20 protein-coding genes are annotated in these 20,378 nt (G+C 73.5%); 3 read left to right on the top strand and 17 right to left on the bottom strand.

Annotation, left to right across the window (positions count from 1 at the left end; translation table 11 throughout):
- Nucleotides 1-10: 10 nt before the first annotated feature.
- From ACIBW6_RS09090 to ACIBW6_RS09030, 13 genes are all read right to left on the bottom strand, one after another.
- Nucleotides 11-751, bottom strand: coding sequence for a sirohydrochlorin chelatase (locus tag ACIBW6_RS09090; RefSeq protein ID WP_399058316.1), 741 nt, complete (start codon nt 749-751; stop codon nt 11-13).
- 8 nt (nt 752-759) lie between these two features.
- Nucleotides 760-1,689 carry an ABC transporter permease gene (locus ACIBW6_RS09085; protein ID WP_399058314.1) on the bottom strand — a complete coding sequence of 310 codons (930 nt, stop codon included), beginning with the start codon at nt 1,687-1,689 and terminating at the stop codon, nt 760-762.
- Nucleotides 1,676-2,467 (bottom strand): ABC transporter ATP-binding protein, encoded by a 792-nt coding sequence (locus ACIBW6_RS09080; RefSeq protein WP_399058312.1) that lies wholly within the window; start codon nt 2,465-2,467, stop codon nt 1,676-1,678. Before ACIBW6_RS09080 ends, ACIBW6_RS09085 begins: the two co-directional genes overlap by 14 nt.
- Nucleotides 2,468-2,512: 45 nt before the next feature.
- The gene (locus tag ACIBW6_RS09075) at nt 2,513-3,625 is read right to left on the bottom strand and encodes an aliphatic sulfonate ABC transporter substrate-binding protein (protein ID WP_399058310.1); all 1,113 of its coding nucleotides are present in this window, start codon (nt 3,623-3,625) and stop codon (nt 2,513-2,515) included.
- A 226-nt stretch (nt 3,626-3,851) separates the two neighbouring features.
- The gene (locus ACIBW6_RS09070; protein ID WP_399058308.1) at nt 3,852-5,213 is read right to left on the bottom strand and encodes a sulfate adenylyltransferase subunit 1; all 1,362 of its coding nucleotides are present in this window, start codon (nt 5,211-5,213) and stop codon (nt 3,852-3,854) included.
- Between the two features lie 2 nt (nt 5,214-5,215).
- Nucleotides 5,216-6,151 (bottom strand): sulfate adenylyltransferase subunit CysD, encoded by a 936-nt coding sequence (gene cysD, locus ACIBW6_RS09065; RefSeq protein ID WP_399058306.1) that lies wholly within the window; start codon nt 6,149-6,151, stop codon nt 5,216-5,218.
- A complete protein-coding gene (gene cysC, locus ACIBW6_RS09060) occupies nt 6,148-6,735 on the bottom strand; it encodes an adenylyl-sulfate kinase (protein WP_399058304.1) in 588 nt (195 codons plus the stop codon). The genes cysD and cysC overlap by 4 nt, the downstream gene beginning before the upstream one ends.
- A complete protein-coding gene (locus ACIBW6_RS09055; protein ID WP_399058302.1) occupies nt 6,728-7,447 on the bottom strand; it encodes a phosphoadenylyl-sulfate reductase in 720 nt (239 codons plus the stop codon). Before ACIBW6_RS09055 ends, cysC begins: the two co-directional genes overlap by 8 nt.
- A complete protein-coding gene (locus ACIBW6_RS09050; RefSeq protein WP_399058300.1) occupies nt 7,444-7,632 on the bottom strand; it encodes a hypothetical protein in 189 nt (62 codons plus the stop codon). The genes ACIBW6_RS09055 and ACIBW6_RS09050 overlap by 4 nt, the downstream gene beginning before the upstream one ends.
- The gene (locus tag ACIBW6_RS09045; protein ID WP_399058298.1) at nt 7,629-9,329 is read right to left on the bottom strand and encodes a nitrite/sulfite reductase; all 1,701 of its coding nucleotides are present in this window, start codon (nt 9,327-9,329) and stop codon (nt 7,629-7,631) included. The genes ACIBW6_RS09050 and ACIBW6_RS09045 overlap by 4 nt, the downstream gene beginning before the upstream one ends.
- 337 nt (nt 9,330-9,666) lie before the next feature.
- Nucleotides 9,667-10,251 (bottom strand): GNAT family N-acetyltransferase, encoded by a 585-nt coding sequence (locus ACIBW6_RS09040; protein ID WP_399058296.1) that lies wholly within the window; start codon nt 10,249-10,251, stop codon nt 9,667-9,669.
- Between the two features lie 41 nt (nt 10,252-10,292).
- A complete protein-coding gene (locus ACIBW6_RS09035; protein WP_399058294.1) occupies nt 10,293-11,576 on the bottom strand; it encodes a GAF domain-containing protein in 1,284 nt (427 codons plus the stop codon).
- 242 nt (nt 11,577-11,818) lie between these two features.
- Complete coding sequence (locus tag ACIBW6_RS09030) at nt 11,819-13,462, bottom strand: acyl-CoA dehydrogenase family protein (protein ID WP_399058292.1); 1,644 nt, start codon at nt 13,460-13,462, stop codon at nt 11,819-11,821.
- 134 nt (nt 13,463-13,596) lie between these two features.
- Between ACIBW6_RS09030 and ACIBW6_RS09025 the strand changes: the two genes are divergently transcribed.
- Together ACIBW6_RS09025 and ACIBW6_RS09020 are read left to right on the top strand one after the other, a co-directional pair.
- Entirely contained in the window at nt 13,597-14,781 is a 1,185-nt protein-coding gene (locus tag ACIBW6_RS09025; RefSeq protein ID WP_399058290.1) for a YihY/virulence factor BrkB family protein, read from the top strand.
- Between the two features lie 13 nt (nt 14,782-14,794).
- Nucleotides 14,795-15,535 carry a helix-turn-helix domain-containing protein gene (locus ACIBW6_RS09020; RefSeq protein WP_399058288.1) on the top strand — a complete coding sequence of 247 codons (741 nt, stop codon included), beginning with the start codon at nt 14,795-14,797 and terminating at the stop codon, nt 15,533-15,535.
- A gap of 34 nt (nt 15,536-15,569) precedes the next feature.
- On the opposite strand, the gene ACIBW6_RS09015 is transcribed toward ACIBW6_RS09020, so the two are convergent.
- Together ACIBW6_RS09015 and ACIBW6_RS09010 are read right to left on the bottom strand one after the other, a co-directional pair.
- Entirely contained in the window at nt 15,570-15,938 is a 369-nt protein-coding gene (locus tag ACIBW6_RS09015; protein ID WP_399058286.1) for a VOC family protein, read from the bottom strand.
- A gap of 73 nt (nt 15,939-16,011) precedes the next feature.
- Entirely contained in the window at nt 16,012-16,905 is an 894-nt protein-coding gene (locus tag ACIBW6_RS09010) for a helix-turn-helix transcriptional regulator (protein ID WP_399058284.1), read from the bottom strand.
- Nucleotides 16,906-17,041: 136 nt separating this feature from the next.
- Here ACIBW6_RS09010 and ACIBW6_RS09005 point away from each other — a divergent pair, with 136 nt between their 5' ends.
- On the top strand, nt 17,042-17,836 hold the full coding sequence (locus ACIBW6_RS09005) for an SDR family oxidoreductase (RefSeq protein WP_399058282.1): 795 nt from the start codon (nt 17,042-17,044) through the stop codon (nt 17,834-17,836).
- Between the two features lie 606 nt (nt 17,837-18,442).
- Here ACIBW6_RS09005 and mmuM read toward each other — a convergent pair.
- A complete protein-coding gene (gene mmuM, locus ACIBW6_RS09000) occupies nt 18,443-19,363 on the bottom strand; it encodes a homocysteine S-methyltransferase (protein WP_399058280.1) in 921 nt (306 codons plus the stop codon).
- 37 nt (nt 19,364-19,400) lie between these two features.
- Entirely contained in the window at nt 19,401-20,351 is a 951-nt protein-coding gene (locus tag ACIBW6_RS08995) for an NADP-dependent oxidoreductase (RefSeq protein WP_399058278.1), read from the bottom strand.
- Between the last annotated feature and the right edge of the window lie 27 nt (nt 20,352-20,378).

Raw genomic sequence — 20,378 nt, 5'->3', positions numbered from 1 at the left:
GGGGTGGCGGTCAGGCGCCGAGCGCCACCGGCTGACGCAGGAGCGCGTCCTGGTAGCGCCGCAGCAGCACCCGCGCGACCTCCGGCGCCGGGCCGAGCACGTCGGCCAGCACGTCCGCGCCGGCCGCGCCCCGCTCGATGCGGTCGGGAAGGCGGCCGGGGGCGAGGACGTAGGGGGCGACGGCGACGCGGGCGCAGCCGAGCGCCCGCAGCTCCCGGACGGCGTCCTCGGTGCGGGGCAGGGAAGCGGAGGCGAACGCAGGCCGCACGGCGCACCAACCGGTGTGCCGCCACTCCCGCGCGATTTCAGCGATCACTGCGATCGCCTCCGGGTCGGAGGAGCCCGCCGAGGCCAGGACGACCCCGGTCGTGGGCTTGTCGGCCGGGGTGAGCCCGGCCTCGTACAGGCGTCGTTCGAGCGCCGAGAGCAGCAGCGGCGACGGGCCGAGGACGTCGGCGCGGTGGATGCGCAGCGAACGCGGGGCCGCGCGCAGCACCGACGGGATGTCGGACTTCGCGTGGAACGCCCGGGTCAGCAGCAGCGGCAGGGCGACGACATCGCGGACGCCCTCCGCCGCCAGGGACTCCAGCACCCCGGACACGGACGGGAGGGTGAACTCCAGGAACGCCGTCTCCACCCGCACGCCCGGCCGCTGGGCCCGCACCTCGCGCACGAGGGCGTGCACCGTCGCGGCGTGCCGCGGATCGCGGCTGCCGTGGGCGATGACCAGCAGGACGGGGGGCGTGTGCATGGCAGGGCTCAGTTCTTGACGAGGAGACCGCGGCCGCGCAGCACGCGGCGCTCCAGCGGGCTGAAGACCAGCAGGTCGATGACGATGCCGACGATCAGGATGAGCAGGATCGCGAGGAAGACCAGCGGCATGGACGAGGCGTTGCGGCCGTTCTCCAGGAGCTGGCCGAGGCCGACGCCCAGGTCCGGCGAGGACGCGATGATCTCCGCCGCCATCAGGGAGCGCCAGGAGAACGCCCAGCCCTGCTTCAGCCCCGCCAGGTAGCCGGGTAGCGCGGCGGGCAGCACCACGTGCCACAGGCCCCGCACCCCGGTCGCGCCGAGGGTGCGGCCCGCGCGCAGGAACAGCGGCGGCACCTGGTCGACACCGGAGACCAGCCCGTTGGCGATCGAGGGGACGGCGCCGAGCAGGATGACCGCGTACATCATCGAGTTGTTCAGGCCCAGCCACAGCACGGCCGGCGGGACCCAGGCCACCGAGGGCAGCGACTGGAGGCCGGAGAGGATCGGGCCGATCGCCGCGCGCACGAACTTCACCCGCGCCACGAGCAGCCCCAGCGGGGTGCCGATGACCAGCGCGAACAGGAAGCCGAGCAGGCCGCGCGAGACGCTCGTCCAGATGTAGCCGAGCAGTTCGCCCTGGAGCCAGGCCGTGCGCACCTCGTCCCAGACCGCCGAGGGGGCGGGCAGCTTCGTCGGGTCGTCGACGATGTCGAAGGAGACCAGGGCCTGCCAGACCACGAGCACCATGAGGACCGCCGTCAGCGGCGGCAGGACCTTCTCCCGCAGCGTGCGGCGCAGCGGCACCCGGCCGGTGTCCACCTGGTCCAGGGCGTCGAGCCCGGCCTCCAGACCCGCCAGGTCGTCCTTGCCGGCCTTCGGCGTCCGGTCCGGCCGCTCGGCCTCGCCGACCGCGGCCGTCGGTTCAGTCCTTGCCATGACGGCGGATCTCCCCACGCAGTTGTTCGGTGATCTCGACGGAGAGCTCGGCCACCTCGGCGTCCTCGATGCGGCGCGGCTGCGGGATGTCCACCGTCCACTCCCGGGCGATGCGGCCGGGCCGCGAGGACAGCAGCACCACCCGCTCGGCGAGCCGCACCGCCTCGCGCACGTTGTGCGTGACGAACAGGACGGAGACGTTCGTCTCGCGCCAGATGCGGGTCAGCTCGCCGTGCAGCACGTCACGCGTGATCGCGTCGAGCGCCGCGAACGGCTCGTCCATCAGCAGCAGCCCGGCGTCCTGGGCCAGCGCCCGCGCCAGCGCCACCCGCTGGCGCATACCGCCGGACAGCTCGTGCACCCGCTTGCCGTACGCGCCCTGGAGCCGGACCAGGTCGAGCAGCTCCTCGGCGCGCGTGCGCCGCTCGGCCTTGGCCACGCCCCGCAGCTTCAGGGCCAGTTCGATGTTCTTGCCCGCGGTCAGCCACGGGAACAGGGCGTGCTCCTGGAACATCAGGGCGGGGCGCCCGTCCGTCGCGATGGAGCCCGCCGACGGCCGGTCGAGCCCGGCCACCAGGTTGAGCAGCGTCGACTTGCCGCAGCCGGAGGCCCCCAGGAGGGTGACGAACTCGCCCGGCGCGACATCGAGCGTGATGTCGTCCAGGACGAGCTGGGGGCCGGCCGGTGTGGCGAAGGACTTCGAGACGTGCTCGATCCGGGCCGTCCGGCCGCCCGTCACGGCGGCGGGGTCACCCGCCTTGGCGAGGGTGGTCGCCATGGTCGTCACCTCCTGGGAATCTCGGGGACTCGGCTTTGATGCGGGTTACTTGACGCCGAGACCGGCGTCGTCGACCTTGCCTCCGCCGGTGGCGGCGAGGACCTTGTTGAGCGGCTTCAGGTCGTAGATCCCGGCCAGGTCGGGCTTCTTCAGCAGGCCCGCCTTGACCGCGTGGTCCGCCTCGGAGTCGAGGGTCGAGGCCAGCGGGTCGTCGGTGAAATCGATGGACTTCCACGCCGGGTCGAGGACGTCGGCCGGCAGCGGCTTGCCGGAGTCCTTCTCCAGCTGCTTGTTGGCGGCGGCCTTCGCCTCGTCAGGATTGGCGTTGATCCACTTGTTCGTCTTCACCGAGCCGCGCAGCACGGCCTCGACGACGTCCGGGTGCTCCTTGAGGAACGACTGCTTCACGATGATGTTCGTGATCACGAACTTCTTGTCGGGCCACAGGTCGGCCTCGTCGAGCAGCACCTTGGCGCCCTCGGCGACCAGCTTCGACGCGGTCGGCTCCGGCACCCACGCGCCGTCGATGGAGCCCGACTTGTAGGCGTCCGGGGTGATCTTGTTGTCCGTGCGGACCACGGACACGTCGCCCTTGCCGGAGTCGGCGTCGACCTTCCAGCCCTTCTCGGCGACCCAGTTCAGGAACGCGACGTCCTGGGTGTTGCCGAGCTGCGGGGTGGCGATCTTCTTGCCCTTGACGTCGTCCAGGGTCTTGATCTTCTTGGGGTCGACGACCAGCTTGACCCCGCCGGAGGCCGAACCGCCGATGATCCGCAGCGACTTGCTCTGCGACTTGGTGTAGCCGTTGATGGCGGGGGAGGGGCCGATCCAGCCGATGTCGATGGAGCCGCCGTTGAGCGCCTCGATCTCGGACGGTCCCGCGTTGAAGACCTGGTACTTGGCCTGGGTGCCCTTGAGCTCCTGCTGGAAGAAGCCCTTCTGGTTGCCGACCAGGGCGGTGCCGTGGGTCAGGTTCCCGAAGTAGCCGATGCGGACGGTGTCCGCGGAGAGGGCCTTGCCCTTGGCGGAGACGTTCTCCTGGGAGCTGTCGTCGCTGTCGGAGCCGTAGCCGCAGGCCGTCGCGGTGAGCGCGAGGAGCGGGAGAGCGGCGGCGGCGACGAGGCCGCGGCGCGCGAGGGCGGATCGGTTGGCAGGCACGGGAGGCTTTCCTCTCGTTGGCCCGGCGGTCACGCGCTCAGGGCGTGGCCGGGAGGTCGGCAGGTCTTCGTCTTCGGTGAACGGTGCGGGGGGTGCGGGCGCGCAGGCAGTGCGCGGACGTCAGCACGCACATCGGCCGACCCCGCCCTGTCCGCTGCCGAGGGCGCCGCTGCCGACGCGGCCGCCCTCCTTCGCGAACGTCCCGTAGTAGTCGAAGAGGTCCATGTCAGAACTCCCAGCCGGCGTCTTCCCCGGCGGCCTCGGCCGCGGCGACGACCGGCGTCTCGGCGGCGGCGAACGCCTCGCCCGCCATCCCCGCCGCGAGCGTCGTGCCGTCCGCCGGGTCGATCAGCAGGAAGGAGCCGGTGCGCCGGGAGTCCGCGTAGCTGTCGAGCGCCAGCGGCTCGGCGGTACGCACCTTGACGCGGCCGATGTCGTTGGCGACGAGCTGCCCCGGCTCGGGGTGCTGGGAGAGGTCGTCGAGCGTGAGCCGCGACGGGATCTCCTTCACGATCGCCTTGACGGTGCGGGTGGTGTGCTTGAGCAGCACCCGCTGGCCGACCGCGAGGGGCGTGTCCGCGACGTGGCAGACGGTCGCCTCGATCTCCTGCGAGGTGGCGGGCGCGTCGCCGCTCGGCACGATCAGGTCGCCGCGCGAGACGTCGATGTCGTCCGCCAGGAGGAGGGTGATCGACTGCGGTGTCCACGCCACGTCGACCCGCTGCCCGAGCAGGTCGATCCCGGCGATCGTCGACGTGCGCCCGGACGGCAGCACGGTGACGGACTCGCCGACGCGGAACGTGCCCGCGGCGATCTGGCCCGCGTAGCCCCGGTAGTCGGGGTGCTCGGCGGTCTGCGGCCGGATCACGTACTGCACGGGAAGCCGGGCGTGGCAGCCGGTGAGGTCGTGGCTGACCGGCACCGTCTCCAGGTGCTCCAGGACGGTCGGGCCGCCGTACCAGTCCATGTTCGCGGACGGCTCCACGACGTTGTCGCCGGCCAGCGCCGAGATCGGGATCGCGGTGATCTCGGGGACGCCGAGGTGGCCCGCGTACGCGGTGAACTCCTCGGCGATCCGCGCGAAGACGGACTCCTGGTAGTCGACGAGGTCCATCTTGTTGACCGCGAGGACGACGTGCGGGACGCGCAGCAGGGCGGCGACGGCGGCGTGCCGGCGGGTCTGCTCGATGACGCCGTTACGGGCGTCGACCAGGACCACGGCGAGGTCGGCGGTGGAGGCGCCGGTCACCATGTTCCGGGTGTACTGCACGTGCCCGGGGGTGTCGGCCAGGATGAAGCGGCGCCGGGGCGTGGCGAAGTAGCGGTAGGCGACGTCGATGGTGATGCCCTGCTCGCGCTCGGCGCGCAGGCCGTCGGTGAGCAGCGCGAGGTCGGGCTCGGCGGCGCCGCGCGAACGCGAGGCGTGCTCGACGGCCTCCAGCTGGTCGGTGAGGACCGACTTGGAGTCGTGCAGCAGGCGGCCCACGAGCGTGGACTTGCCGTCGTCGACGGAGCCCGCCGTGGCGAACCGCAGCAGGGTGGTGGCCGACAGGCCGGCCAGCTCTTCGGCAGCAGTGGTGGTGCTCATGGTTAGAAGTACCCCTCGCGCTTGCGGTCTTCCATCGCGGCCTCGGACATCTTGTCGTCGGCCCGCGTCGCGCCCCGCTCGGTGAGCCGGGAGACGGCGATCTCGGCGATGACCTTCTCGATGGTCGTGGCGTCCGAGTCGACGGCGCCGGTGCAGGACATGTCGCCGACGGTGCGGTAGCGCACCTGCCGCGTCTCGACGCTCTCGCTCTCCTTCGGACCGCCCCACTCGCCGGCGGTCAGCCACATGCCGTTGCGGTTGAAGACCGGGCGCTCGTGCGCGTAGTAGATCTCGGGCAGGTCGATGTCCTCGCGGGCGATGTACTGCCACACGTCCAGCTCGGTCCAGTTGGAGAGCGGGAAGACGCGGACGTGCTCGCCGGGGGCGTGGCGGCCGTTGTAGAGCTGCCACAGCTCGGGGCGCTGGCGGCGTGGGTCCCACTGCGAGAACTCGTCGCGCAGCGAGAACACGCGCTCCTTGGCGCGGGCCTTCTCCTCGTCGCGGCGCCCGCCGCCGAAGACGGCGTCGAACCTCTCCGCCTGGATCTTCTCCGTCAGCGGCAGCGTCTGGAGGGGGTTGCGGGTGCCGTCCGGGCGCTCCCTGAGTACACCGCGGTCGATGTACTCCTGTACGGAGGCGACGTGCAGCCGAAGCCCGTGCTCGGCCACGACGCGGTCGCGGTACTCCAGGACCTCGGGGAAGTTGTGCCCGGTGTCGACGTGCAGCAGCGAGAACGGGACCGGGGCCGGGGCGAACGCCTTCAGCGCGAGGTGCAGCATGAGGATCGAGTCCTTGCCGCCGGAGAAGAGGATCACCGGCCGCTCGAACTCGCCCGCCACCTCGCGGAAGATGTGCACCGCCTCGGACTCCAGGGCGTCCAGGTGGCTGAGGGCGTACGGGCTGTCGGTCTCCTCGGAGACAGTCACTACGGTCGTCATGCGGCGAGACCCCTCTCGGTGAGCAGCGCACGGAGCGCGGCCGCGGACTCCTGCACGCTCTGCTGGTGCGACTCGATGCGCAGGTCGGGTGCGTCGGGCGCCTCGTACGGGTCGTCGACGCCGGTGAGCCCGGACAGCTCGCCCGCCGCCTGCTTGGCGTACAGGCCCTTCACGTCGCGGACGGAGCAGACCTCCACCGGCGTGGCGACGTGCACCTCCAGGTAGGCGGTGCCGCCGGCCTGGTGGCGCTTGCGCACCGCCTCGCGGCTGTCGGCGTACGGGGCGATGACCGGGACGAGCGTCAACACACCGTTACGGGCGAGGAGTTCGGCCAGGAAGCCGATGCGCTGCACGTTCGTGTGCCGGTCCTCGCGGCTGAAGCCGAGACCCGCCGAGAGGTACTCGCGGATCTCGTCGCCGTCCAGCACCTCGACCTGCCGGCCCTCGGCGCGCAGCGTGGCGGCCAGCTCGTTGGCGATGGTGGTCTTGCCGGCGCTCGGCAGACCCGTGAGCCAGATCGTGGCTCCGGTCACTTGCGTCTCCAAAGTCGGTGGGGGGTACGGGAGTTCGCTCGCCTCAGCCATGGAGGCCGCACTCGGTCTTGGCGCGGCCCGCCCAGCGTCCGGCGCGGGCGTCCTCGCCCTCCAGGAGGCGGCGGGTGCAGGGGGCGCAGCCCACGGAGCCGTACCCGTCCATCAGCAGCGGGTTGGTGAGCACGCCGTGCTCCTGGACGTAACGGTCCACGTCGTCCTGCGTCCAGCGGGCGATCGGGGAGACCTTGACCTTCTGCCGCTTCTCGTCCCAGCTGACGACCGGCGTGTTCGCCCGGGTCGGCGACTCGTCGCGGCGCAGCCCCGTCGCCCACGCGGTGTACCGGGTCAGCCCCTCCTCCAGCGGCTTGACCTTCCGCATCGCGCAGCACAGGTCGGGGTCGCGGTCGTGCAGCCGCGGGCCGAACTCGGCGTCCTGCTCGGCGACGCTCTGCCGGGGCGTGAGCGTGATGACGTTCACGTCCATCACGGCCTCGACGGCGTCGCGGGTGCCGATGGTCTCCTCGAAGTGGTAGCCGGTGTCGAGGAAGACCACGTCGACCTTGCGACCACCCGGCACAGCGCGCGAGGCGAGGTGGGCGACGACCGCGTCCTCCATCGAGGAGGTCACGCAGAACTGCTCGCCGAAGGTACGCGTCGCCCACTGCAGGATCTCCAGCGCGGAGGCGTCCTCCAGGTCGCGCCCGGCCCGCTCGGCGAGCGCCTTCAGCTCTTCGGTGTCCGACGAGATCTGAGCTGTCGTCATATCTGTTCCCCTCCACCGTCGTTGCGCTGAACCCCCCGGGCGAGCAGCCCGAGGAACTTCAACTGGAAGGCCCGATTGCATGCCGCGCATTCCCAGGCGCCGTGACCGGCGCCCGTGGCCTCGCTCGGCCGCAGGTCCTCGTCACCGCAGTAGGGGCAGTAGAAGGGGGCGGCGCGCTCGCTCACGACAGGGCCTCCTCGGAGGCGCGGGTGGTCCAGGCGGCGAACCGCTCGCCCTCCTCGCGCTCCGCCTGGAAGCGCGTGAGGACCCGCTCGATGTAGTCGGGCAGCTCGGCCGAGGTGACCTTCAGGCCGCGCACCTTGCGGCCGAACCCGGCCTCCAGGCCGAGCGCGCCGCCGAGGTGCACCTGGTAGCCCTCGACCTGCTCGCCGTCGGCGTCGAGCATGAGCTGGCCCTTGAGGCCGATGTCCGCGACCTGGATACGGGCGCAGGCGTTCGGGCAGCCGTTGAGGTTGATGGTCAGCGGTTCGTCGAACTCCGGCAGGCGCCGCTCCAGTTCGTCGATGAGCTGGGCGCCGCGCTGCTTGGTCTCGACGATCGCGAGCTTGCAGAACTCGATGCCGGTGCAGGCCATGGTGCCGCGCCGGAACGTGGACGGGCGCGCGGTGAGGTCGAGCGCCTCCAGCCCCTCCACCAGCGAGTCGACCTGGTCCTGCTCGACGTCGAGGACGATCATCTTCTGCTCGACCGTGGTGTGCACCCGGCCGGAGCCGTGCGCCTCGGCCAGGTCGGCGATCTTGGTGAGCGTGGCGCCGTCGACGCGGCCCACGCGCGGGGCGAAGCCCACGTAGAAGCGGCCGTCGTTCTGGCGGTGCACGCCGATGTGGTCGCGCCACTGCGAGGAGGGCTGCTCCGGGGCCGGCCCGTCGGTGAGCCGGCGTCCGCCGAGGTACTCGTCCTGGAGGACCTGGCGGAACTTCTCCGGCCCCCAGTCGGCGACCAGGAACTTCAGGCGGGCCCGGTTCCTGAGGCGGCGGTAGCCGTAGTCGCGGAAGATCGAGATGACGCCCTCGTAGACGTCGGGCACGTCCTCGATCGGCACCCAGGCGCCGAGCCGCACGCCCAGCTTGGGGTTGGTGGACAGGCCGCCGCCGACCCAGAGGTCGAAGCCGGGGCCGTGCTCGGGGTGGACGACGCCGACGAAGGAGACGTCGTTGATCTCGTGCACCACGTCCAGCAGCGGCGAACCCGAGATGGCCGTCTTGAACTTGCGCGGCAGGTTCGAGTACGCCGGGTTGTTCAGGACCCGGCGCTTGATCTCCTCCAGGGCCGGGGTGGCGTCGATGATCTCGTCCTCGGCGATGCCCGCGACCGGCGAGCCGATCATGACGCGCGGGGTGTCGCCGCAGGCGGTGACGGTCGACAGGCCGACGCCCTCCAGGCGGTTCCAGATCTCCGGCACGTCCTCGATCCGGATCCAGTGGTACTGGATGTTCTGCCGGTCGGTGATGTCGGCGGTGCCGCGCGCGAACTCCTGCGAGATCTCGCCGACGACGCGCAGCTGCCGCGTGGTCAGCCGGCCGCCGTCGATGCGCACCCGCAGCATGAAGTACTCGTCGTCCAGCTCCTCCGGCTCCAGGACGGCGGTCTTGCCGCCGTCGATCCCGGGGCGGCGCTGGGTGTACAGACCCCACCAGCGCATCCGGCCCCGCAGGTCACCGGGGTCGATCGAGTCGAATCCGCGCTTGGAGTAGATCGTCTCAATGCGCGTCCGCACATTGAGACCGTCGTCGTCCTTCTTGGTCTGCTCGTTGCCGTTGAGCGGCGTGAAGTGGCCCACGGCCCACTGGCCCTCACCACGGTGACGGCTCACCTTGCGGCGGGGCGCTGCGGCAGCGGGGTTCTCAGGGGTGGCAGCCATGGGTGTACGTCCTTAACGAGCTGGCTCAGACGGCTCTGACCAGCACACTTCGCGCCAAGGCGCGGCGGTGCGCTGGGAGGTCGGGTGGAGCGGGGAATGTCGGCGGTGCTGGTTCTCTCAGCGCGCCGGACAGATGGCGCTGGACATGCGGCCGTAGTCGACGTGCCGTCGACTCACCAAGGCGGTTCCAGCTGTAGACATGACGGAAGCGTGTCACGGGACTTTGGGCCCGGTCCACCATCGTCCGTCATTCGGACGCAGATGTCCCACATGGTGGACGATGGTGGTGCCGGTCACAGGCCGGGGCGGCGAAAGGTGGCTTTCGCCCCCCTTGGAGTCAGGCGGAGGGGAACGCTCCGGGCCAGGGGCCCGGAGTCACCGCCTCCGGTTCCTCCCCGGTCTCCGTGCGGAACACCCGGAACCCGCGCCGCTCGTAGTTGGCCCGCGCGTACTCCCCGTCCAGGCTGCACGTATGGAGCCACACCCGCTTCGTCGGTGTCCGCTCCGGCCATCGCTCGGCCAGGTCCCAGGCGCGCGCGACGCCGTACGACAGCAGGTGCCCACCGATCCGCCGCCCCCGGAACGCCGGGATGAGCCCGAAGTACACGATCTCCACGACCCCGTCGTCCTGCGCGGCCAGCTCGACGTACCCCGCCGGCGTCCCGCGGTCGTAGGCCACCCACGTCTCGGCGCCCGGCCGCCCCACCTGCTCCTGCCACTGCGCGTACGACCAGCCGAGCCGGTCGATCCACTTGATGTCACCGCCCACGGACGCGTACAGGAAACGGCTGAACTCGGGCGACGGAAGCTCGGCGCGGACGATGCGGACGGTCTCGCCCGCCGGCGGGACGGCGGGGCGCAGATCGGACGGCGAGGTCTGTTCCAGCGACCACGTGGTGACGGTGACAAGGCTGCTGCTCATGCGGGCCATGGCATCACGGCGCGGGCGCGCGGGCCAAGGCGCTACCCGCCCGCCCGGGCCGCGCGCACCGCCGGCGCCGCGGAGTGCGGCAGCAGGTCCAGCGGATCGGCCGGCGGCAGCACCCGCACCTCCGCGCCGTCCACGAACCGGTACGGGCGGTGGGAGAGGAGCCCGCCGAGGTAGCGGCGGACCCGGGACAGCTCCGCGCGCACCGTCACCGTCCGCGCGGGATCGCCGAACAGCTCCTGCGCGAGCCCCGACGCGCTGCACCCCGCCGGGTGCCGGGCGAGCAGGTACAGCAGCTCCGCATGGCGCGGGCTCAGCTCGTGCGACCAGGAACCGGCCGGGCCCGCCACCTCCACCGACCAGCGGCGCGGCCGGCTCACGTCCAGGACGAGCCGGGTCGCGGCGAACGGCTCCGGCGCGTCGTCCACCAGCAGCAGCCAGCCCCCGGGCAGCGGAGCCGCCGTGCACGCCCCCAGCGACGGGATCCGGCACGGGCCCTCCGCCAGGGAGGCCGGCAGCGCCACCCGGTCGACCATCGGCATCCCGGTGACCGCCGCCGTCCAGCCGTTGCCGTCCACGGCCAGGGCCCGCCCGCCCAGCCGAGCCAGCGCGGGCGCCGCCACCGCGCGCAACCGCTCCAGGCTGTGCACGTGCAGCTCGCGCAGGCGCGCCTGCGCGAGCTGCGCCACCGACCGCACCCAGGAGAGCGTCGCCGGATGCATCGTCTCCAGCGGACCGCTGACGTCCACCACCCCCAGCAGCCGGCCGTCCCGCGGGTCCGTCACCGGCGCCCCCGCACACGTCCACGGCGCATGCGACTGCACGAAGTGCTCGGCGGCGAACACCTGGACCGGCCGCCGGGTCACCAGCGGCGTCCCCACCCCGTTCGTCCCGACGACGTCCTCGGCCCAGTCCGCGCCCACCTCGAAACCGAGCTGGTCGGCCTTGCGCAGCACGCCCGGATGCCCCTCGCGCCACAGCAGCCGCCCCTCGGCGTCGCTGACCACCATGATGTGCTGCGCCGCCTGGGCCACCGCCACCAGCGCCTCGCGCAGCACCGGCAGGACGGGCAGCAGCGGCGAGGACCTGCGGCGCTCCGCCACCTCGTCGGCCCCGAGCAGCCCGGCGCGCACGTCGCGGTCCGGGTCGACGCCGCCGCGCAGCATCCGCCGCCAGGACTCGCCGATCTCCGGACGGGGTTCGACCGGCGGCCGCTGCCCGGCGAGCGTCGCCTCGCGCACGCCCTTGAGCAGACGGGACGCCGACGCCGTGTCCACCACGGCCAGTCGCGCCAGATCGATGGTCGCGTCCTTCTTCATGCCTGCATCCTCGGTGAGCGGGGAGTTACGCCCATCGTGCACCGCCGGGGCCTGCCGCGGACGGGAGTTGGCCCACAACGTTGCAACCCCTTGCAACCCTGGCGGGACGCCCCCGCGCCGACCGAGACTGGCAGCAGCGCCGCCCCGGTGGCGCTCAAGCTCCTTGCGGGGTTTGCAGGCGGGGACGGCGCCGTGTCGGCGCGGCACCGTCCCCACCACACCACCGCCCCCCGGGCGGCAGGTCACTCCACCGGACGGGCCCGCTCGACGATGCCGGCCAGGCCCAGCGTGTGCGGCAGCGTCCCGAACGCGGCGCCCCCGTCCCCGCCGAGCCGCGCCGCGCAGAACGCGTCCGCCACCTCGGCCGGCGCGTACCGCACCAGCAGCGACCCCTGCAGCACCAGCGCGATCCGCTCCGCGAGCCGCCGGGCCCGCGCCTCCACGGCGTCCAGGTCGCCCAGTTCGCCGAGCAGTCCCCGCACCGCAGCGTCCAGCCGGTGATCGGCGCCGCGCGCCTTCCCGACCTCCAGCAGGAACGCGTCGAACGCCCCCGGCTCGCGCTGCAACGCCCGCAGCACGTCCAGGGCCTGGACGTTGCCCGCCCCCTCCCGGACCGAGTCGGCCGGCGCCGCGCGCAGCAGCCGCGGCAGCACCGACTCCTCCACGTAGCCGTTGCCCCCGAGGCACTCCAGCGCCTCGGCCACCAGCGGCGTGCACCGCTTCGTCACCCAGTACTTCGCCGTCGGTACGGCGAGCCGCAGGAACGCCCGCTCCCGCTCGTCCCCACCGGCCGCGCCGTCCTGGGCCGCCGCGAGCCGCAGCGCCAGCGTGGTCGCGGCCTCCGACTCCACGGCCAGATCGGCCAGCACGTTGCGCATCAGCGGCTGGTCGGCGAGGGGCACCCCGAACGCCTCGCGGTACGCGCAGTGGTGGACCGCCTGCGCCACCGCCTGCCGCATGAGCGCCGCGGAGCCGAGCACGCGGTCCAGGCGGGCCGCCGCCACCGCGTCGAGGAGGAGGTTCGCGCCGCTCCCCTCGTCCCCGACCCGCCGCGCCCACGTGCCGTCGAACTCGACCTCGGCGGTGGCGTCCGACCGGTCGCCCAGCTTGTCCTTGAGCCGCTGGATCGCGAACGGGTTGCGCGCGCCGTCCGCCAGGACGCGCGGCACGAGGAAGCAGGTCGGTCCCGCACCGGCCTGTGCCAGCACCAGGAACCCGTCCGACATGGGCGCGGAGCAGAACCACTTGTGCCCGGTGAGCGCGTACGTCCCGTCCTCGGCCAGCGGCTCGGCCCGCGTCGCGGCGGACCGCACGTCGCTGCCGCCCTGCTTCTCCGCCAGCGCCATGCCGAGCAGCGCCCCCGCCTTCCGCGCCGCGGGCCGCAGCCCGAAGTCGTAGACGGTGGAGGTCAGCAGGGGCTCCCAGAGCGCCGCGAGGTCCGGCTCGGCGCGCAGCGCGGGCACCGCCGCGTGCGTCGTCGACAGCGGACCCAGGTGCCCCGCCTCCACCTGTGCCCACACGAGGAAGGCGGCGGCCCGCCGCAGCTGCCCGGCGGGCCGCGACCAGGCCGCGGTCAGCCCCGCCGAGACGCCCTTGCCGACCAGCCGGTGCCAGGCCGGATGGAAGTCGACCTCGTCGATCCGGTGGCCGGCGGGGTCGTGGGTGCGCAGCACCGGCGGGTGCACGTCCGCCAGCCGTCCCCACTCCCGTGCCTGGGCGGAACCGGCGGCGCGGCCCAGCACCGTCAGCTCCGCCCGCACCTCGTCCCCGAGGCCCGGGTCCAGATGCCGCGCCAGGCCCTCGGTGAGGACCCGGTCGGTGGCGAATACGTCGTGTCCCACCAGGGGCGGGGGCTGATTAGTGACCGTGTGCGTGCTGCCCGACATGCCGGCGAACCTACCGGTGGCGCGGCCCGGCCCGCGACCGTGCCCCGTGCCGCGGGCCCGGCCCGGTCGCGCGCGGGCGCGGACCGGGGCACCGGGGGATGGGTACACCCGCGCACGGCGGATACCTTTGGACCGTGCAGCCAGCAAGTGACTCCCCCCCACCGCCGTCCGGCCGTCTCCACCGGGCCCGCGTTCTCTACGAGAACGTCTCCAAGCGCAGGACCGCCTGGCTGCTGCTGAAGGACACCGTCAACTCGTGCATGGAGTACCGCATCCTGGGCCTCGCGGCCGAGGCGGCGTTCTTCACCCTGCTCTCCGTCCCGCCGCTGCTGCTCTCCCTGGTGGGGCTGCTCGCCTACGTCGACTCCTGGACCGGCGCCGACACGATCGCGGGCGTGCGCGACAACATCCTGGAGGCCTCGCGCACGGTCCTGACCGACCAGGGCGTGAAGGAGATCGCAGAACCGATTCTGGACGACGTCATCAAGGGCGGCAGGCCCGACGTCATCTCCATCGGCTTCCTCATCTCCCTGTGGTCCGGCTCCCGGGCCGTCTCGACGTTCGTCGACACCGTGACCGTCATGTACGGCCTCGACGGGGTGCGCGGCATCGTGAAGACCCGGCTGCTCGCCTTCCTGCTCTTCCTCGTCGGCCTCGTCGTCGGCTCGGTGGCGCTGCCGCTGATGATCGCGGGGCCGGACGCGGTCATCGGTCTCGTCCCCTGGTCCGAGACGGTCGTGCAGGTCCTGTACTGGCCGGTGGTGCTGATCCTGTCGGTCGCCTTCCTGACGACGCTCTACCACGTGTCCGTGCCCGTGCGCTCCCCCTGGATCGAGGACGTGCCCGGCGCGCTGGTGGCCCTCGCGATGTGGATCCCCGGCAGCTTCCTGCTCCGCCTCTACCTCACCAACACCATCGAGGGGCCGACCATCTACGGCTCCCTCGCCGCCCCCGTCGCGGTGCTGCTGTGGATCGGCGTCTCGGCGTTCGCGGTCCTCGTCGGCGCCGCGATGAACGCCGCGATCGACCGGGTCTGGCCGTCCGTCGCCACCGCGGCGGCCCGCGCCTCGAACGAGCGGGTGCGTACCGCGGGCGCCGCCCACTACATGGCCCGGGCCGCCGCCCGCCCCGCCTGGCAGACGCAGGACCCCGACGATCCCGACGACCCTGACGACACCGACGACGCCGACATGCCGTCCGAGTTCCCGGAGCGCTGGTCGCGGTTCCTGCCGCCCGAGGACGTGACGTCCCGGCTGCGCACGCACGTCCGCAAGCACGGGGACGCGCCGCACGAGGACGAGGAGGACCAGCCCCGGTGACCGGGACGCCTCCGTGAGCGGGGAGGGCGACGCGGAGGGCGACGCGGGGTCCGGCGAGGAGCAGGGCGGGCGGTACCGGGAGCGGGCCAGCGGCGTGCCCGGCGCGGTGCTCTGGACGCGGAGCGCCGCCCGCGCCGCCCCGGGCCGTCCGGTGCTGCCCGACGGCTGCATGGACCTGATCTGGAGCGAGGGCCGGCTCTTCGTCGCCGGACCCGACACCCGCGCCCACGCCGTCGCGGCGGGTGCGGGCGGCCGGTTCACCGGTATCAGGTTCGCCCCCGGCACGGCCCCGGCCTGCCTCGGCGTCCCCGCCCACGAACTCCGTGACGCCCGCGTCGACCTGGCCGACCTGTGGCCCGGCGCCGACGCCCGCCGGCTCACCGAGCGGATCGACGCGGCCGCCGACCCCGCGGCCGAGCTGGAGCGGGCCGCCGCCCGCCTGATGTCCGCGGCCGGACCGCCCGACCCGCTGCTCGCCCGGGTCGTGGCCGCCCTGGACGCGGGCCGCAGCGTCACCGACACGGCCGCGGCGGTCGGGCTCGACCCCCGTGTCCTGCACCGCCGTTCGCTGGCCGCGTTCGGTTACGGGCCCAAGACGCTGGCCCGGGTGCTGCGCCTCCAGCGGGCCCTGGCGCTGGCCCGCGCGGGCGTGCCCTTCGCACAGACCGCGGTCCGGGCGGGCTACACGGACCAGGCGCATCTGGCGCGCGACGTACGGGCGTTGACGGGGACGACGCTCAGCGGGCTGGTCTGAGCGGATTTCGCCGGGTGCGCGCACACGTGGCGCCTTACGCGAACAGGTCGACCTGGTTCCCGTCCGGGTCGTGCACGACCGCGTACCGCTGCCCCCACACCGCGTCCCACGGCTCGCACTCGCCGTGGTGCCCGGCCTTCGTCAGCGCCGCGTACGTCGCGTCGACCCCGGCGGCGTCACCGCAGTGGAAGGCGAGCGCGATCCTGCCCCGGCCGCCGTCCTCACCACTGTCGTCGGGGTCGAACATGAGCCGGATGCCGCCGGGCAGCGCCGCCTCCACGTGCGGGAGCCCTTCGGCACCGTCGGGAAAGGCGAGCCCGAGCAGACGGTAGAACGCGAGAGCGGCGGCCAGGTCGGTGGTGCGGATCCCGATGGCGTCCATACGGACGGTGCTGTCAGTCATGGCCTCACCGTAGGCAGCCGTCCACCGCCGGGTCTTGTACGAAACGGACAGCGCGCCGGCGCGGTGGCGCGCGTCAGCGGCCGGGAGCCGGCGAGCCGGCCAGGTCGGCCACGTCGGCCAGGAGATCGAGCCGCCCGCGTTCCGGTGAGCCGGGCTCGGGCGAGTAGACGGTGAGGTGCAGCCCGGGGTCGGCGGGCAGGTCGAAGGCTTCGTAGGGCAGGACCAGGTCCCCGAGGAGCGGGTGGCGAAGACGCTTCGCGCCGGAGCGCTGGAACTTCACGTCGTGCCGGGCCCAGCGCCGGGCGAACTCCTCGCTCTTGGCGCAGAGCTCGCCGATCAGGTCCGTCAGCCCCTTGTCCCGCGGCGAGCGGCCGGACTCGGTGCGCAGGAAGGCGACCGAGTCGGCGGCGGCCTTCTCCCGATCGGGCCAGAAATCGGCGGAGCCGGGATCGAGGAACAGGAACCGCGCGGTGTTGACCGGGCCCCGCCGCGCGAACAGCGGGGAGTCGTAGACCGGCGCGTACAGCGCCCGGCCCAGGGGGTTGGCGGCGACGATGTCGAACCGGCCGTTGCGGACGTAGGCCGGCAGGTCGGTCATCGCGTCGAGCACCCGCAGGACCACCGGCCGGGGCTGTCCCGTCGCGGCGCGGGGCTGACGCGCGGAGGCGGTGGCCGCGCGGGCCAGGTCATAGAGGTGGGCCCGCTCGGCGTCGTCGAACTGCAGGGCGTGCGACAAGGAGTCGAGCACCGAGTCGGAGACACCCCGCAGGTTCCCGCGCTCCAGGCGGATGTAGTAGTCGACGCTCATCCCGGCCAGCAGCGCCACCTCCTCCCGGCGCAGCCCGGCCACCCGTCGCCGGCCGCCGACGAGGGGCAGCCCGGCCCGCTGCGGTGTCATGCGGGCGCGACGGGTGCGCAGGAACTCCCGTACCTCGTCGGCCCGGGTACTTTTCGCGCTGTCGGTCACCGCTCCACCGTAGGCCGTGCGGCGGCGCGCAGGGAGGTACTGCCGTTACCCGGAAAAGCGGTGACTCCCGCCCGCGCGTGCCGCCGGGGTCCCATGGGCGGCGACAGTACGAGGCACGACCGACCGGAGACGGCACATGGCAGACAACCAGTTCAGCGGGCATGCGGAACTCTTCGACCTGAGCGGGAAGCGCGCGCTCGTCACCGGTGGCACCCGGGGCATCGGGCTGATGATCGCGCGGGGCCTGCTCCAGGCGGGCGCCCGCGTGGTCATCAGCGCACGGGACGCGGAGGCGTGCGCACGGGCGCAGGAGCAGTTGTCCGCGTTCGGCGCGGTGCGGGCCGTCCCCGCCGACCTGTCCCGGGCCGACGAGTGCCGGCGCCTGGCCGACCTCGTCACCGCCGGCCCGGAACCGCTCGACATTCTCGTCAACAACGCGGGCGCCATGTGGGACGAGCCGCTGGAGACGTTCCCGGACGCGGCCTGGGACACGGTCGTCGACCTCAACCTGAAGGCGCCGTTCCGGCTGGTCCAGGCGCTGCTGCCGGCGCTGCGCGCGGCGGGTACCGCCGACGATCCCGCGCGGGTCGTCAACGTCGGCAGCATCGCCGCCATCCACGTCCCGCACCGGCCCAACTACTCGTACTCCAGCAGCAAGGCGGCGCTGCACCAGCTCACCAGGGTGCTGGCCAGGGAGCTGGGGCCGCAGCACGTCACGGTGAACGCCGTGGCGCCGGGCCCGTTCCCGTCGGCGATGATGGCGGCGACCCTCGACGAGCTGGGCGAGGCGATCGCGGCGTCCGCGCCGCTGCGCCGGATCGGCCGCGACGACGACATGGCGGGCGTCGCCGTCTTCCTCGCCGGGCGGGCGGGCGCCTACCTGACGGGTGCGGTGATCCCGGTCGACGGCGGCATCGCCACCACGGCGTAGGCGACGCCGGCGCGCCCCGGACGCGTGCCGCCCCGGCGGGCCGGGTGTCCAGCCCCTCCGGGGGCCCCTGAAAGGCGCACTGCGTGCGCCCCCGTTTGTCGGCTGCGGGGCGGTGGGGCTTCTCGCGCAGTTCCCCGCGCCCCTGGAAGGCGCACTGCGTGCGCCCCCGTTTGTCGGCTGCGGGGCGGTGGGGCTTCTCGCGCAGTTCCCCGCGCCCCTGGAAGGCGCACTGCGTGCGCCCCCGCTTGTCGGCTGCGGGCCGGTGGGGCTTCTCGCGCAGTTCCCCGCGCCCCTGGAAGGCGCACTGCGTGCGCCACCGTTTTTGGCTGCGGGCCCGGTGGGGGCTGGTCGCGCAGTTCCCCGCGCCCCTGAAGGCGTGCGGCTTCGCCGCAGCCTCAGGGGCCCACTTGCCGAAGGGCTGCTCTCCGGGGGGCATTACCGGAGGGCCGCTCCCCAGGGGCGATGAGATGGCGCACGAAGTGCGCATCTCAGGGGCGCGGGGAACTGCGCGACCAGCCACGACGGCGGGTCAGTCGGCGCCCGGAGGGAACCAGCGCGGACCGTGCCCGGGCACACCAGCGCGGCCAGCCCCCACGCACCGCCTGCTCAGCGCCCGAGCGTCACCGCGATGTCCCGTACCGTCGCCGGGCCCACCCGGCAGCAGCCGCCGATGAGCGCGGCCCCCGCCCGGTGCCACCGCGCGACCTGGTCCGGGGTGAAGGTGGGGCGGCCCCGCCAGGCGCGGGCGGCCGCGTCCCACTCCTCGCCGCTGTTCGGGTAGACCACGACGGGCTTGCCGGTCACCCGCGCCGCCGTCTCGACCGCGTACGGCACGTCCTGCGGGGCACAGCAGTTGACCCCGACCGCGACCACCTCCTCGGCGTCGGCGGCCAGGGCGAACGCCTCCTCCAGCGGCTGTCCGGCCCGCGTCCGCCGCCCGGCCGCGCTGAACGACAGCCAGGCCGGCACCCCGGCCCCGCGCACCGCCCGCAGCAGCGCGCGCGCCTCGTCGGCGTCGGGCACGGTCTCCAGGGCGAGAACGTCCGGCCCCGCCGCGGCCAGCGCCTCGATCCGCGGCCGGTGGAAGCGTTCGAGCGCGGCCACGCTCAGCCCGTACCGGCCCCGGTACTCGGATCCGTCCGCGAGCATCGCCCCATACGGGCCGACCGAGGCGGCCACCCACAGCGGCCGCCGCACCGCCGCCCGCCGGGCCGCCGTCCGCGCCAGCTCGACGCTCAGGGCGAGGAGTTCGGCCGTGCGATCCCGGCTGAACCCCTTCGCGGCGAACCCCTCGAAGGTCGCCTGGTAACTGGCCGTGATGGCCACCTCCGCGCCCGCCTCGAAGTACGCGAGGTGCGCGGCGGTCACCGCCTCCGGTTCCTCGGCGAGCAGCCGCGCCGACCACAGGGCGTCCCCGAGGTCGTGCCCGGCGGCCTCCAGCTGGTTGGAGAGACCGCCGTCCAGGACGAGGGCCCGCCGGGCCAGGGCCTCGGGGAACGAGCGGGGTGCCGGGGCGTCGCTGTTCATACCTGCGACGCTAACGGACCCCGGCCCGCCCCGGTCCCTACGCCCGGACCGCGAGGACGAGCTTGCCCGTGACGCGGCCCGTCTCGCCCTCCGCGTGGGCCTTGGCCGCCTCGGCGAGGGAGTACGTGCCGGAGACGTGCGCGCGCAGCTGCCCGGACGCGGCGAGACCGGCGACCGCCGCCATCCCCGCCTGGTCGTGCTCGACCAGCATGAAGCGGGCCCGCACCCCCAGCTCCCGCGCCCGGACCGGTACCGCGTCCCACTGGTCGGGCAGGATCGACACGAGGATGCCGCCCGGCGCCAGCACCTCCAGTGAGCGCAGGCAGTTCTCGCCGCCCAGCGAGTCGAGCACCACGTCGACGTCGCGCGCCTGCGTCACGAAGTCGGTCGTGCGGTAGTCGATGACCTCGTCGGCGCCCAGGCCGCGCACGAAGTCGTGCTTGGCGGCGCTGGCCGTGCCGATCACGTGGGCGCCGCGCGCCTTGGCGATCTGCACCGCGAGGTGGCCGACGCCGCCGGCCGCCGCGTGCACCAGGACCCGCTGTCCGGGACCGACCTGCGCGTTGTCGACGAGGGCCTGCCAGGCGGTGAGGGCCGCCAGCGGCAGCGCACCCGCCTCGACGTGGCTCAGCCCGGCGGGCTTGGGCACGAAGGCGCGGGCGGGACCGGTCACGTACTCGGCGTGCGATCCGGCGCCGTACGGGTAGGGCAGCATGCCCATCACCTCGTCGCCCGGCGCGAAGAGGGAGACGCCGAAGCCGACCGCCTCCACGACGCCGGACACGTCCCAGCCGAGGGTGAACGGGGGCTCGCCCAGGAAGAGCCCGGAGGCGCGGTGCTTCCAGTCCGTGGGGTTGAGCCCCGCCGCGTGCACGGCGACGAGGATCTGGCCGATGCCCGGCTCCGGGCGGGCGAGCCGCGCCTCGTGCAGGACGTCGGGGTCGCCGAGGGTGGCCTGGGTGAGCGCGTTCATCGTGTTCTTGGTCATGGACCCAGCCTGCCTGCCCCCGCTGAC

The sequence above is a fragment of the Streptomyces sp. NPDC049813 genome (assembly GCF_044465085.1).
Taxonomy (GTDB): Bacteria; Actinomycetota; Actinomycetes; order Streptomycetales; family Streptomycetaceae; genus Streptomyces.
Note: the sequence above shows the minus strand (reverse complement) of the source record. Positions and strands in the feature narration are given on the sequence as shown.